14 protein-coding genes are annotated in these 13694 nt (G+C 60.8%); 7 read left to right on the top strand and 7 right to left on the bottom strand.

Translation table 11 applies throughout. From position 1 onward, the window contains the following. Positions 1-58: 58 nt before the first annotated feature. Both PF66_RS07715 and PF66_RS07710 read left to right on the top strand, forming a co-directional pair. On the top strand, positions 59-928 hold the full coding sequence (locus tag PF66_RS07715) for a hypothetical protein (RefSeq protein WP_152972980.1): 870 nt from the start codon (positions 59-61) through the stop codon (positions 926-928). Between the two features lie 190 nt (positions 929-1118). Then, complete coding sequence (locus tag PF66_RS07710; RefSeq protein WP_054062327.1) at positions 1119-1364, top strand: hypothetical protein; 246 nt, start codon at positions 1119-1121, stop codon at positions 1362-1364. On the opposite strand, the gene PF66_RS07705 is transcribed toward PF66_RS07710, so the two are convergent. After that, positions 1335-2384 carry a DNA-binding protein gene (locus PF66_RS07705; protein ID WP_054062326.1) on the bottom strand — a complete coding sequence of 350 codons (1050 nt, stop codon included), beginning with the start codon at positions 2382-2384 and terminating at the stop codon, positions 1335-1337. The genes PF66_RS07710 and PF66_RS07705 overlap by 30 nt on opposite strands. Positions 2385-2561: 177 nt before the next feature. Here PF66_RS07705 and PF66_RS07700 point away from each other — a divergent pair, with 177 nt between their 5' ends. The 3 genes from PF66_RS07700 (at position 2562) to ahpF (ending at position 5893) form a co-directional block, all read left to right on the top strand. Further along, positions 2562-3503 (top strand): site-specific integrase, encoded by a 942-nt coding sequence (locus PF66_RS07700; RefSeq protein ID WP_054062325.1) that lies wholly within the window; start codon positions 2562-2564, stop codon positions 3501-3503. Between the two features lie 135 nt (positions 3504-3638). Next, positions 3639-4202, top strand: a complete 564-nt coding sequence (ahpC, locus tag PF66_RS07695) for an alkyl hydroperoxide reductase subunit C (RefSeq protein ID WP_017907017.1) — start codon at positions 3639-3641, stop codon at positions 4200-4202. A gap of 125 nt (positions 4203-4327) precedes the next feature. Further along, positions 4328-5893, top strand: a complete 1566-nt coding sequence (ahpF, locus tag PF66_RS07690; protein ID WP_054057500.1) for an alkyl hydroperoxide reductase subunit F — start codon at positions 4328-4330, stop codon at positions 5891-5893. 75 nt (positions 5894-5968) lie between these two features. Here the strand turns inward: ahpF and gloA are convergent, their stop codons facing one another. From gloA to PF66_RS07670, 4 genes are all read right to left on the bottom strand, one after another. Beyond that, positions 5969-6502 (bottom strand): lactoylglutathione lyase, encoded by a 534-nt coding sequence (gene gloA, locus PF66_RS07685; RefSeq protein WP_054057501.1) that lies wholly within the window; start codon positions 6500-6502, stop codon positions 5969-5971. A 612-nt stretch (positions 6503-7114) separates the two neighbouring features. After that, positions 7115-7474 (bottom strand): histone-like nucleoid-structuring protein, MvaT/MvaU family, encoded by a 360-nt coding sequence (locus tag PF66_RS07680; protein WP_054057502.1) that lies wholly within the window; start codon positions 7472-7474, stop codon positions 7115-7117. Between the two features lie 252 nt (positions 7475-7726). Continuing rightward, positions 7727-9277, bottom strand: a complete 1551-nt coding sequence (locus tag PF66_RS07675) for an EAL domain-containing protein (protein WP_054062324.1) — start codon at positions 9275-9277, stop codon at positions 7727-7729. Positions 9278-9355: 78 nt separating this feature from the next. Continuing rightward, entirely contained in the window at positions 9356-10228 is an 873-nt protein-coding gene (locus PF66_RS07670; protein ID WP_054062323.1) for a LysR family transcriptional regulator, read from the bottom strand. 89 nt (positions 10229-10317) lie between these two features. Between PF66_RS07670 and PF66_RS07665 the strand changes: the two genes are divergently transcribed. Further along, entirely contained in the window at positions 10318-11259 is a 942-nt protein-coding gene (locus PF66_RS07665; protein WP_054057504.1) for a DMT family transporter, read from the top strand. 245 nt (positions 11260-11504) lie between these two features. Beyond that, a complete protein-coding gene (hppD, locus tag PF66_RS07660) occupies positions 11505-12581 on the top strand; it encodes a 4-hydroxyphenylpyruvate dioxygenase (RefSeq protein WP_054057505.1) in 1077 nt (358 codons plus the stop codon). Between the two features lie 148 nt (positions 12582-12729). On the opposite strand, the gene PF66_RS07655 is transcribed toward hppD, so the two are convergent. After that, positions 12730-13371 (bottom strand): DUF1345 domain-containing protein, encoded by a 642-nt coding sequence (locus PF66_RS07655; RefSeq protein WP_054062322.1) that lies wholly within the window; start codon positions 13369-13371, stop codon positions 12730-12732. Positions 13372-13394: 23 nt separating this feature from the next. Then, positions 13395-13589, bottom strand: coding sequence for a hypothetical protein (locus tag PF66_RS32640; RefSeq protein ID WP_152972979.1), 195 nt, complete (start codon positions 13587-13589; stop codon positions 13395-13397). Positions 13590-13694: the final 105 nt, after the last annotated feature.

Here is a 13694-nt window from a genome sequence, read left to right as displayed (position 1 = left end):
GGTGTTCGAGGACATCATCGATTATCCGTTCTCGAAAACACGGCGTGGGTGCGTGGGTATGAAAGAGCAAAGACGGTCTTTTGATCCTGCTGAACTCTCTCGGCGAATCAGGCTGCAAGTGCCGTATTTCGCCTTTCAGGCGCTTTGGCAGGAGGGGGAATCACTGATCGGGACGTTCACTTGCGAACAGCCTCTTGTCCATGAGGTCGGCCCCATAACAGCCGGTGAGTTGGGGCGGCATATGGCTATTCTGGGTGGCTGTGCGGCTGTTGCATTGCACAACGGGGCTGACGGCTATTATCTGGCAACCAGAGCGCATTTCATACGAAAGAGCACTGAGCAGGCCATGGCTCAAGAAGGTTTCCACGCCAGTGCCCAGGTCGTGAATCTCGATAAGCGCTCCCTGGAAGTTTCAGCGCGGGCATGGGGCCGCGAGCCGATAGCAGAGTTGATCTGTGAATATGCCATTCTCTCGCCGGCATTGTTTCAGCGTAATTTCCGCAGCTACGCCAACGACAGTCGGTGTGTTACTTCCTGTTCCCCTTATCAATGGCCGGTGCCCATCTATAGCCTGATGTACCAGCATGAGCAGTTGGAGGCCTTGGCGGGACCTTTGTCTGCGCAGCAATGTGCCGGGCACTTTCCCGGTTTTCCGTGCTGGCCGGTAGCAATTATTTCGCAGACGGCGTTTCAGGTTACCGGCGAGTTGCTCAGGAAAAAATATGGTGTGGGAACACGCTTCTGTGTACGGGATACGCAGTTGTCGGCAGAGAAGCTGATGGGGGCTGACAGTGTGTTGAAGTTCAGTGTTGAAATAACGCCGGATCCGGCAAATTCCTGTTGGGTCAGGAGCCGTGTGAGCGTTTATCACGGGGATGAACGGGTCGTGTATCTGCTCAGTCAGCTTGAGTTGGTGTTGGCGACGTAATTCTGCTGCTGCTCTTTCTGGTGTCGTTGATGCGGTACCGGCGGCAGCGATGAGGCAGGGTGCCATGTGCCGCTCGTCGCTACTGTCATTTCTGACAGTAGCCGGCGAGGTCGATACGCCATGAAATGGACTTGGCGATCGACAGGCGATCGCGAGACCGGGCTTTCCTGCATCCCTGGAGGAGGTCGTCATGGAGACTCACCTGATCCACTTTTCCGATGGCAAGCAGAAGAAAACCCAGCGCATCTCCTTCGATCCGTTCATCAACGTAGGGGATGAACTGCGGTTCGAATCGACCCCGGGAGTCACCCATGTCGTCACCCGCAAGGTCCTGGTGGTGGCTTGCGACGGCAACAGTTTCAGGGTCGAGTACGACACCAATGAAGTTCTCGGCGGTATTGCCGGATCAGACCTTGCCCGGGGTCTGGACAACTGATTCGACAGCCTGTTTTTCCATCGTCCGGGTTGGAGCGGCCTCGGCTTCCCGTGCATTCTCCCGCTCCTTGCTCAGTTGCGCCTCGACCTCGCGCAGCCTGAGTTCCAGTTCCCTGTTCCTTGCCCGCTGCGCTTCCAGGCCCTGCTTGAGCGACTCGTTTTCCTGCTGCGCCACCCTCAGGCGTTCCTGGAGGAGCGTGCGCTCGCCTTCCCGCGTCGAGATCAGGCTCTGCAACTGTTCCTCGCGCCTGCTGCCCTTGTGCAGTTGCTCTTCAAGCTGTCTGGCCTCTTTCGCAATGCCGCGACTTTCCGCCAGCAGCCGCTCGTTGTCGCGGTGCAATTGGGTGATTTCATCCTGGCGGACCAGGGCGCTCTGCTGGGCCTGGCGCAATTCCATCTGCACCTGTTGCAACTGCCCCTCGTGGCGCCGCTGGTCCTGCTCGCGCTGTTCGCGGGCGGCGTTGCGGAAGTGTTCCAGGGCGTCGCGGGCGTGCTGGTGTTTGTCTTCCAGGGAGCGCACCTGGGCTTCCTTGTCCGCCAGGCGCAGTTCGTGGTCGCTGCAGGCCTGGGTCAGGCCGGCGTTGCGGGTCTGCTCGGTCTGCAGCATCGAGCGGGTGGTGTGCAACTGCTCGCTTTCCTGGGCCAGTGCTGCGGCCTGCACGTCGAAGTCCTGCTGCAACTGCTCGAACTGGCGGGTGAGGGCGCCCAACTGCTCCTGCCACTGGTTCTCCAGCAGGCGATGGCGGGCCTGTTCCAGCTCCAGCGGCTCGCGGGCCTGCTCCTGCAGGCGGCGGGCGAGGCGGGTGATCAGGTCGGTCAGTTCGTCATCCAGGTGCTCGCCGGCGGCCGCCTGGCGCTGGTCGCTTTCGTCCAGCTCCTTCAGATAGCGATGGATGGTGGTTTTCGAGCCGGTATTGCCCATTTCGATGCGTACCGCATCGATGCTGGGGTATTCGCCGCGGGCGAGGATCGCCATACGTGCCGTTTGCACCACCGCCTTGTTCACGCCGCCGCGAGCCATGTTCTCTCCTACGATTTCGTACTGTGTTACGTAGCATGTAAATACATAGTATAAATCGAAAAAATATAAAGCGATATTCCGAATTTTTCACGTGGGATATAGTGGTATTACCCCGTGTGAGAAGCGCTTTTCGCTTCCAGCCCGGTTTTTTCCGTACACCTGCCGGGATTTCTGCCCATGAGCGAGCTGGATCGCTATCTGCGCGCCGCCACGCGGGACAACACCCGCCGCAGCTACCAGGCCGCCATCGAACACTTCGAAGTCATTTGGGGCGGCTTCCTGCCGGCCACCAGCGACAGCGTGGCGCGCTACCTGGCGGCCCATGCCGGCGTGCTGTCGATCAACACCCTCAAACTGCGCCTGTCGGCCCTGGCCCAGTGGCACAACAGCCAGGGTTTTGCCGACCCGACCAAGGCACTGGTGGTGCGCCAGGTGTTCAAGGGCATCCGCGCGCTGCATCCGGTGCAGGAGAAGCAGGCCCAGCCGCTGCAGTTACAGCACCTGGAGCGGGTGGTCGAGTCACTGGAACAGGAAGTGCAGGCGGCATTGGCGCTGGAGGATCGGTCACGACTGCTGCGGGCGCGGCGCGACCTGGCGCTGATCCTGCTGGGGTTCTGGCGCGGTTTTCGTAGCGATGAGTTGTGCCGGCTGGAGGTTGAGCATGTGGTGGCCCAGGCCGGCGCCGGCATCACGCTCTATCTGCCGCGCAGCAAGAGTGATCGCGACAACCTCGGGCGTACCTATCAAACGCCGGCGTTGCAAAGGCTTTGCCCGGTGCAGGCCTATATCGAATGGATCAACTGTGCGGCACTGGTCCGTGGGCCGGTGTTTCGCGGCATCGACCGCTGGGGCAACCTGGGCGAGGCGGGGCTGCACGCCAACAGCATCATCCCGCTGTTGCGCCAGGCCTTGGCGCGCGCCGGGATTGCCGCCGAGCACTACACCAGCCACTCGCTGCGCCGGGGTTTTGCCACCTGGGCCCATCGCAGCGGCTGGGATCTGAAGTCACTGATGAGTTATGTCGGCTGGAAGGACCTGAAATCCGCCATGCGTTACGTCGAGGCCAGCCCGTTCGAGGGCATGAGCCTGGCCGTCGAGAAGTCGGTGGGGCCGGGCTGATAAAATTTCTTCTATTAATACGTAGGGCTTATAGCGAAAACCAATCGCGAGCATCAGCTTTGCCAATGAGCCAGATCGGAAAAGAATGGCTAGGATTCTCCCATCAAGTTCACAACCACTGACGGAGAGTCAACGATGCCTATCATCAACAGCCAAGTTAAGCCCTTCAAAGCAACCGCCTTCAAAAACGGTGAATTCGTCGAAGTGTCGGACGCTGACCTGAAAGGCAAGTGGTCTGTCGTGTTCTTCTACCCAGCCGACTTCACCTTCGTCTGCCCGACCGAACTGGAAGACCTGGCTGACAACTACGCCGAATTCCAGAAGCTGGGCGTCGAGATCTACAGCGTTTCGACCGACACCCACTTCGCCCACGCTGCCTGGCACAACACTTCGCCAGCCATCGGCAAGATCAAGTACACCATGATCGGCGACCCGACCCTGGCCATCTCCCGCAACTTCGACGTGCTGATCGAAGAAGCCGGCCTGGCTGACCGCGGTACCTTCGTGATCAACCCTGAAGGCCAGATCAAGATCGTTGAAATCAACGATGGCGGCGTAGGCCGTGACGCTTCCGAGCTGCTGCGCAAGATCAAGGCTGCCCAGTACGTCGCTGCCCACCCAGGCGAAGTCTGCCCAGCCAAGTGGAAAGAAGGCGAGGCCACCCTGGCGCCTTCCCTGGACCTGGTCGGCAAGATCTAAGTCTATGCTCCAGTCGAGGGCGGTCATCCGCACTTCATAAGTCAGCCGCACCGCCCCATGACGCCCGGGTGGTATCCACCTGGGCGTTGTTATTTCTACCGTATTGAAAAAGGGAAATCGCCCGCATGTTGGACGCCAATCTTAAAGCCCAGTTGAAGTCGTACCTGGAACGGGTTACGCAACCGATCGAGATCGTCGCCTCCCTCGATGACGGCGCGAAATCTCAGGAAATGCTCGCGCTGCTCAAAGACGTCGCCAGCCTTTCGACTCATATCACCCTGCTGGAAAACGGCAGCGATGCGCGCAAGCCATCGTTCTCGCTGAACCGCCCCGGTGGCGATATCAGCCTGCGTTTTGCCGGCCTGCCCATGGGGCATGAATTCACTTCGCTGGTGCTGGCCCTGCTGCAGGTCGGCGGCCACCCATCGAAGGCCAGTGTCGAAGTGATCGAACAGATACGCTCGCTCGAGGGCGAGTACCACTTCGAGACCTATTTCTCGCTGTCCTGCCAGAACTGCCCGGACGTGGTCCAGGCGCTGAATCTGATGGCGGTACTGAACCCGAACATCCGTCACGTCGCCATCGACGGTGCGCTGTTCCAGGATGAAGTCAACGATCGCAAGGTCATGGCTGTACCGAGCATCTACCTCAACGGCGAGAACTTCGGCCAGGGCCGTATGGGCCTGGAAGAGATCCTTGGCAAGCTCGACACCGGTGCCGCCTCGAAGCAGGCGGAAAAACTCAACGCCAAGGAGGCCTTCGAGGTCCTCGTGGTCGGGGGTGGCCCAGCCGGTGCCTCGGCGGCAATCTACGCTGCGCGTAAAGGCATCCGCACCGGTGTTGCGGCCGAGCGTTTCGGTGGCCAGGTGCTGGACACCATGGCGATCGAGAACTTCATCTCGGTCCAGGAAACCGAAGGGCCGAAGCTGGCCCGGGCCCTGGAAGAGCACGTACGCCAGTATGACGTCGATATCATGAACCTGCAGCGTGCCAGTGCGCTGATTCCGGCGAAGCATGCCGGCGACCTGCACGAAGTACGCTTCGAGAGCGGTGCCAGCCTCAAGGCCAAGACCGTGATCCTTGCCACCGGCGCCCGCTGGCGCGAAATGGGTGTGCCGGGCGAGCAGGAATACAAGGCCAAGGGCGTGTGCTTCTGCCCGCATTGCGATGGCCCGCTGTTCAAGGGCAAGCGCGTTGCGGTGATCGGCGGGGGCAACTCCGGTGTCGAGGCGGCCATCGACCTGGCCGGTATCGTCAGCCACGTGACCCTGCTGGAGTTCGACGGCAAGCTGCGCGCCGACGCCGTACTGCAACGCAAGCTGCACAGCCTGCCGAACGTCAAGGTGATCACCAGTGCGCTGACCAGTGAAGTGAAGGGCGATGGCCAGAAGGTCACCGGCCTGGTCTACAAGGACCGTGATTCGGGTGAGTTCCACACCGTCGATCTGGAAGGGATCTTCGTGCAGATCGGCCTGCTGCCGAACACCGACTGGCTCAAGGGCACCATCGAGCTGTCGCCACGGGGCGAGATCATCGTCGATGCGCGGGGCGAAACTTCGCTGCCGGGGATTTTCGCGGCCGGTGACGTGACCACGGTGCCGTACAAGCAGATCGTGATTGCGGTGGGCGAGGGGGCCAAGGCTTCGCTGAGTGCCTTTGATCACCTGATCCGGACTTCGGCTCCGGCCTGATCGCCCTCCAACAGGGTGATGGTGTAAAAAAGCCCCATGGATCCTTGGTCCATGGGGCTTTTGCGTGACAGCGCCTTATTCGGCGTCTGTCAGCGGTGCTGGCTGGATGATTTCAACCCAGTAGGCATCCGGGTCCTTGACGAAGGCCAGGTGTTTCATGCGGCCGTCGCTCAGGCGTTTCTGGAATTCGACGCCCAGGGCTTCGAAGCGCTCGCAGGCGGCACGGATGTCCGGTACCGAGACGCAGATGTGGCCGAAGCCGCGCGGATCGGTGTTGCCGTTGTGGTAGGCAAAGTCCGGGTCGTTTTCGGTGCCGTGGTTGTGGGTCAGTTCCAGGATGCCGGGAATCGACTTCATCCATTGTGTACGCTCGGCCGCATCGGCCGGAATCTGTGCCTTGTCGACCAAGGCCAGGAAGTACAGGCTGAATTCGGCTTCGGGGAAATCACGCTTCTCCACCAGGGAGAAACCCAGTACCCGGGTGTAGAAATCCAGGGACTTGGTGATGTCCTTGACGCGCAGCATGGTGTGGTTGAACACGAAGCCCCGGGTGGCGCTGTCGGGTTGGGCGGTTACGCCAGGGAAGGTGTTCAGGTCGTGCAGGCTCATAAGCCCTCCGCGAAGGTGATGGAACGGCGGTCGCTCATTGGACCTTGTGGGAAAGGGATGATACGGAAAGCGGACTCAAGCTCCAAATCCGCTCGACCCGCATTCTGGAGCGCTGTTCAAGGCGAAAGGTAATAGCCGGCTACTTCACTGGCTTGGGGCGTTATATGCAGAGGCGACGGGTAAATATCGAAGGCATAAAGAAGCCCGCCGAAGCGGGCATTGGGGCGCTAGTCCTTTAGCAGCCTTCATCCTGTAAGAGTTGATGTGAAAAAAATGTGAAAGATGCAAGGCGGCGTTTTTTATCCGACCGACGCAAAGAGGTACGACTGTTCACTCAGGAGTGTGGGGGATTTTTTACAAGCGGATCAGGTTTGATGGCAGTAGTCCATAGCCTACTGGCAAACTGTCATTAACCGATCCGGATGAAAGTTTCGAACGGGTTGAACTCTTTTGAACTATGCCTGTCGGGCGCTGAAATATCTGGCGCCTGCTTGCGCCGCCAGTAGGCTGGCGATTGCAGTGGCATACAACTGTCACACTCGGCGGGCAAGGTTATATCCATGAAAAAACCCTGCATGTGCAGGGTTTGTTCTTTATCGACCGACCGGGCAGTTAGCTGCGAACCCAGGAATCGACAGTCGCGGCACCGTACTGTTCTTTCCAGGCCTTGAGACCACGGTGATTGCCGCCCTTGGTTTCGATCAGTTCGCCGGTGTGCGGGTTCTGATAGACCTTGACCACGCGGGCACGGCGCTGTTTCGGTGCCTGGGCGGCCTTGCCGAAGCTGGCGTGCGGGTCGAGGATGGCGATGATGTCCCGCAGGCTTTTGCCGTAGTTCGTCATCAGGTCATTAAGCTTCTTCTCGAACTCGATTTCCTTCTTGAGCCCGGCATCGTTCTTCAATGCTTCCAGCTGGGCGAGTTGTTCTTGAAGGGCTTTTTCTGCGGCACGGAACTCAGCGAGTTTGGACAAGGTTTTTACTCCAGTGGTCTATTGGGTTGCGGGCAACCTGTAACGAGAGAGACAAGCCGGCGCTTGCAGTCGATCCGATAAGGCGTTGTCGGTAACGCCCGGAATGCCGCGGATCATTATTGATAAGCCAGAGGCTTTCCCGTCGATTTACTGCAGGCAGGAAAAGTGTAGTAGTTATTTGTCCAAGAGTAAATCATATGTCCGGGGCGGCAGATGTTACCGGGATTGAACCGTTATCTTCGCCGCCGGACACTATTCACGATATTCACTGGCCTGGCGTTTCAGGCTATTGAGGAAGTCTGCCGCCGGCAACGGCTTTCCAAACAGATAACCCTGCAGGAAATCCACGCCGCGGGCGGCCAGATAATCGCGTTGCTCGGTTGTTTCCACCCCTTCGGCGACGATGCCCAGTTCCAGTTTGACGCTCAGTTCGATAATGCTGTCGAGGATATGCCGCGACAACACATCGGCACCGATCATGGCGACGAAACTCTGGTCGATCTTCAAATAGTCGACGTTGAACTTGCGCAAGTAACTCAGGCTGGAATGGCCGGTGCCGAAATCATCGATGGCAACCATCACGCCCAGGTCATGCAATTGTTCGAACAGTTGGTGGGTGACCTCGCCGGGTTCGATCAGCTCGCGTTCGGTCAGCTCCAGCACCAGCCGGATCTGGCCCGGAGCGAAGGCCGACAGGAAATCCCGGCAATCCTGCACCAGTTGCAGGTCGTGGCAGTGCTGGGCGGTGATATTCACACCGACATGAAACCCCGGCTCCAGCGACGCCGAATGGGGCGCGAGGAGGGCGGCGGTCTGCTGCAGCAGCGAGCGGGTCATTGGTACGATCAGCCCGCAGTGCTCGGCGAAGGGAATGAACAGGTCGGGGCGCACCAGGCCTTCGCGGGGGTGGTTCCAGCGCATCAGCACCTCGAGACCGGACCATTGCAGCGTGCCGCTGCGCACCACCGGCTGGAAATACGGGATGAACTCCCTGGCCTCGAGTGCCCGCCGCAGTTCGTTGCTCGGCGCGCCCGAGCGCTTCTGCAGCCAGCGGGTGGTGATGCCCGCCAGCAGGCCGAGGATCAGCAGCAGCGCCAGCAGTTCCCGATACTCCCTGACGAGGTAGCGCCAGGTCTCGCCCTCGGCAAAGCCCGCACTGACGCTGAACGGAAAGCGGGTGGAGCGCAGGGTGGTACGGGCCACGGCGAAAGCCGGGGCCTTGCCGTCCATGATCTGGCCCTGGCCGGAGGTCCAGGCGTTGCCGACCTGCAACACCAGGCCGGTCTCGCGCCCCATCAGGTGCAGCAGGTTGCTCAGGTGATAGCCGTCGATACTGACGATCGCCGCACCGTTGCCCTGCGCCAGCCGATAGGCCAGCAGCGATGAGCCGGGCGTCACCGTGTTGCCCTTCATCAGCCAGAGACTGCCGGCGACATAGTTGGCCGGATCGATGACTTCCTGGTAGGGGCCGAACAACGATGTGCAATACAGGTTGTTGTCCCAGGCCAGGTTGGCGGCGCGCACGAACGGGCGGCGGGTGACCTGCTCGCGCAGGGCCAGTTCCACCTGGGCGCAGGGGCGCCCGGCCAGTGGCACGATGGCGTGGGCGGCCCGTTCGGCGTTGTCGAGCATCAGCTCGAACTGCTTCAGGGCATCCTGGGCGGTTTCCCGGGTATTGGCGTTCAGCGCCCGGTCGGCCTGCCAGTGCAGGATGGCGATACCCGAAACGACGGGCAGCAGGCCGATCAGCAGATTCAGCCCGTAGCGGGCAGGCCAGGGGCGGCCTTTGACAGTCAGTGGCATGGGAAGACCTGTTTGGCAGGGGAAGCGGTGGGTGGCACGGCTCCTGGCAGGATAGTCGGGGCTGATGCATTCGCACGTTCAACGATGATTGCCGCGTGTGGCCAGGTCGAGGAACGCCTCGGTCGCGGGGGAAACCGCGCGGCGGTCGAGTACGGCCAGGCCGATCTGGCGCGTGACCGGCGGCGACAGGGGGCGGCTGACATAACCCGGGGCCGGGTGGTCGGGCAGCGACTGCTCGGCAATCACCGTCAGCCCTTCGCCACGGGCCACCGCCGCGAGGATGCTGAGCAACTGGGTGGTGCGGTAACGCACATCGGGTACCAGGCGCTGGGCGGCGAACAGCCTGGAAACCAGTTCGCCGGAGCCGGCACCGGTGAGGATGAACGGCTCCTGGCAGAGCTCCCGGAGTTCGACCGCCGCCTTGTGGCTCAAGGCGTGGCCGACCGGAAGCACGGCGATCATCTGGTCCTGCACCAGGGGGATGGTGTCGAAGCGTTCTTCGGGCAGCACCACGAAACCGATGTCGATGCGCCGTTCTTCCAGCCATTGCACGACCTGTCGGTCCGGCCCTTCATCGACATGCACCTGGATACCGGGATGCTCGCGCCGGTAGCGTTCCAGCAGCGCCGGCAGCAGTTTGCTGGAAGCGGTCGGACCGAAGGAGCCGATCCGCAGGGTCCCGCTTTTCATGCCCCTGGCGTCGGCGGCCTCCTGCTTCAGGGTCTCGGCCAGCCCGAGCATGGCCCGGGCCCGCTGCAGTAACTGCGCACCGATATCGGTCAGTTCCACCCGGTGCTGATGACGGCGCAACAGCTCGACCCCCAGCTCCTGTTCCAGGCCCTTGAGGGCATGGGACACCGCCGACTGGCTGATCCCCAGGCGATGCGCGGCGCTGGTGAAACCCTGCAGTTCGGCCACCAGGGAAAACACTTCCAGTTGGGTCAGGGTCATGAGTTTTTACTCATTTTACTATGATTGCGAATAAGAAAAATAATGCGCGCAGATTAGCAACCCATCGGGCCGCGTGCCCAGGAGAAATCATGCACACCCAGGCCGGCACCTTCAGCCACAGCGACGAACCGTGGGTCTATCTCAAGCTTGCCGGGGTTTCGATGATCTGGGGCGGCACCTTTGTCGCCGGGCGTTTCCTGAGCGCCGACATCGCCCCGTGGTTGCTGGCCAGCCTGCGGTTCCTGCTGGCCAGCCTGATCCTGCTGGGTTTTATCCTGCTGGCGCGGATCCCGCTGGTGCTGCCTGACCGGAAACAGTTCGCCCAACTGCTGGTGCTCGGCTTCTTCGGCATCTTCTTCTACAACCTGTGCTTCTTTTACGGCCTGCACTACATCGACGCCTCGCGGGCCTCGCTGATCGTGGTGCTCAACCCGGCGGTGTTCGGGCTGGCCTCCTGGCTGTTCTTCAAGGAGCGCCTCGGTGCCGTGAAGGTCCTCGGTATCCTGGTGTGCATGGGCGGCGCGGGGCTGGTGATCGTCAGTGGCAACCATTCGCTGTTCGCGGGGGCGAGCCAGGCCTGGATCGGTGACCTGCTGATCCTTGGCTGCGTGCTGTCGTGGGCGATCTACTCGCTGTTTTCCCGCAACCTGACCCGCGCGCTGGGGCCCTTGGCCACCGTGGCCTATTCCATCTGGTTCGGCACGGCGATGTTGTGGCTGGCGACCTGGCTGCGCGGGGAGGCGAGTGTCGAGGTGATCCGCGCCCTGACACCGCAGCAGTTGCTGAGCCTGGTCTATCTCGGCGGCCTGGGTTCGGCGCTGGCCTACATCTGGTACTACGATGGCATCCAGCGCATCGGCGCGACCCGCGCCGGGGTGTTCATCGGCCTCAACCCGCTGACCGCGGTGATCTGCGGCGCGCTGTTGCTGGGCGAGCAACTGACGCTGATCATGTGCCTGGGCGGTGTGCTGATCCTGGTCGGCATCTACCTGTGCAACCGGCTGGCATCGCCGTTGCCCAACCGGAAGTGAAAAGTGATACGGACAAAACGTTTTACGCCATGTAGAATCTGCTTACGCATATAAGAATAATGTCTTCTGGCGACAGAAGCCTCGCCCTGAGAGACTGGGTTGCAATGAAGATACTCGGGTTCAAACTGATCTACGGCGACTTCCTTGCCCGCAGCGTGCGGGGGATTTCCTGCGCGCCACCCTCCAGCGTCCGCATCGACAGCAACTAACCGACCGTTACTTGATTGATATGATGAGGCGCCACCATGGCAGATATCTTTGAAAACCCGATGGGCCTGATGGGCTTTGAGTTCATCGAATTCGCATCGCCGACCCCGAACACCCTGGAGCCGATCTTCGAGATCATGGGCTTTACCAAGGTCGCGACCCACCGCTCGAAGAACGTGCACCTGTATCGCCAGGGCGCGATCAACCTGATCCTCAACAACGAGCCCCACAGCGAAGCCTCGTACTTCGCCGCCGAGCACGGCCCGTCCGTCTGTGGCATGGCCTTCCGTGTGAAGAACGCGCAGAAGGCCTATTCCCGTGCCCTGGAGCTGGGTGCCCAGCCGATCCACATCGCCACCGGCCCGATGGAACTGAACCTGCCGGCGATCAAGGGCATCGGCGGCGCGCCGCTGTACCTGATCGACCGTTTCGGCGAGGGCAGCTCGATCTATGATATCGACTTCGTCTACCTCGAAGGCGTCGACCGCCACCCGAAAGGGGCGGGCCTGAAGATCATCGACCACCTGACCCACAACGTCTATCGTGGGCGCATGGCCTACTGGGCGAACTTCTACGAGAAGCTGTTCAACTTCCGCGAGATCCGTTACTTCGACATCAAGGGCGAGTACACCGGCCTGACCTCCAAGGCGATGACCGCGCCGGACGGCATGATCCGTATCCCGCTCAACGAGGAGTCGTCCAAGGGCTCGGGGCAGATCGAAGAGTTCCTGATGCAGTTCAACGGCGAAGGCATCCAGCACGTGGCTTTCCTCACCGACGACCTGGTCAAGACCTGGGATGCGCTGAAGAAGATCGGCATGCGCTTCATGACCGCGCCGCCGGACACCTACTACGAGATGCTCGAAGGCCGCCTGCCGAACCACGGCGAGCCGGTCCAGGAACTGCAATCGCGCGGCATCCTGCTGGACGGCGCCTCGCAGGAGGGTGACAAGCGCCTGCTGCTGCAGATCTTCTCGGAAACTCTCATGGGCCCGGTGTTCTTCGAGTTCATCCAGCGCAAGGGCGATGATGGTTTCGGCGAGGGCAACTTCAAGGCGCTGTTCGAATCCATCGAGCGTGACCAGATTCGCCGTGGTGTGCTGACCACCGAGTAATCCTGCCATTTGCTCCTGCCGGACATATCCGGTTCTTCCGGATGTTTCCGGCCCTGTAGGAGCAGGGCTTGCCCGCGAAGCTTTTAGCGCCCTCAAGGCCGTCTTCGCTGGCAAGCCAAGCTCCTACAGTCTGGTGTAAGCCAGCCTTTCAGCCAAACAAGCCCGCCGCAATGTTGATCGAAAAACCCAATATCGCCGTATTGAACAGAAACCCGATCAACGATTGCGCCAGTACCACCCTGCGCATCGCTCGGGTCGCCACACCGACATCCGACGTCTGCACCGCCACGCCAATGGTGAACGAGAAGTACAGGAAGTCCCAGTAATCCGGATGCTTTTCACCATCGGCAAAACGCAACGGCGGTTCATCCTCATCCGACAGATAGAATTGCCGCGCATAGTGCACACTGAAGATCACTCCGATCAGCAGCCATGAACCCAGCACCGTCAACCCGGTAAAGGCGTAGTGCCAGGCCCGGGCATGCGCATCCAGATCCTTGCCGCCGGCCAGCTCGACAGTGATCGCCGCCAGGCTGGCAATCGCCGCGATCGACACGATCAGCAACACCGTCCCGGCATTCTCGTCCTCGCGTTCGACGAACCGCTGCACATCCTCCGGCCGGGACCGCACGGTCAGCCACAGCATCATGGCCAGGTAGGACCAGACGGCACTGTTCCAGCCAACAAGGATCTTGGTCAGTACCGGGCTGATCGGCACCAGTACGCCAGCGGCCAGGCCGAGCAGGGTGGCGATGGTCAGGCGGGGATGGGTTCGGGCAAGGTGGGGCATGAAGGGGAGCCTGCAGGTTTTTCTCAGATTTCCTGCACCTTAGCAGGAACTGTCACTTCAGAACTCGGGTTCCCTGTTCTGTCATATCCGCAAAAGGGTGTCGCGGTTCCTGTCGCCTGTAGCGCAGGGCTCTTTGCCACTCCCGAAAAAACACGGCGAACTTGCAGTAAAAACAGCGAAATCACCCGATAAATAATTTGAAAATCAATCGCATCCACCCGAGGTTTTTTCCTTTATCTGTCACCGGAAGTTGAGAACTTCTGCGTCATGGCCTCAGCCCACAAGTCGTCTGGAACGAAGGCGACGCATCGAGCGCCATGGCG

The organism is Pseudomonas asplenii, assembly GCF_001293465.1.
Classification (GTDB): Bacteria; Pseudomonadota; Gammaproteobacteria; order Pseudomonadales; family Pseudomonadaceae; genus Aquipseudomonas; species Aquipseudomonas fuscovaginae_B.
The sequence above is the reverse complement of the archived record's forward strand: the minus strand, read 5'-3'. Positions and strand labels throughout refer to the sequence as shown.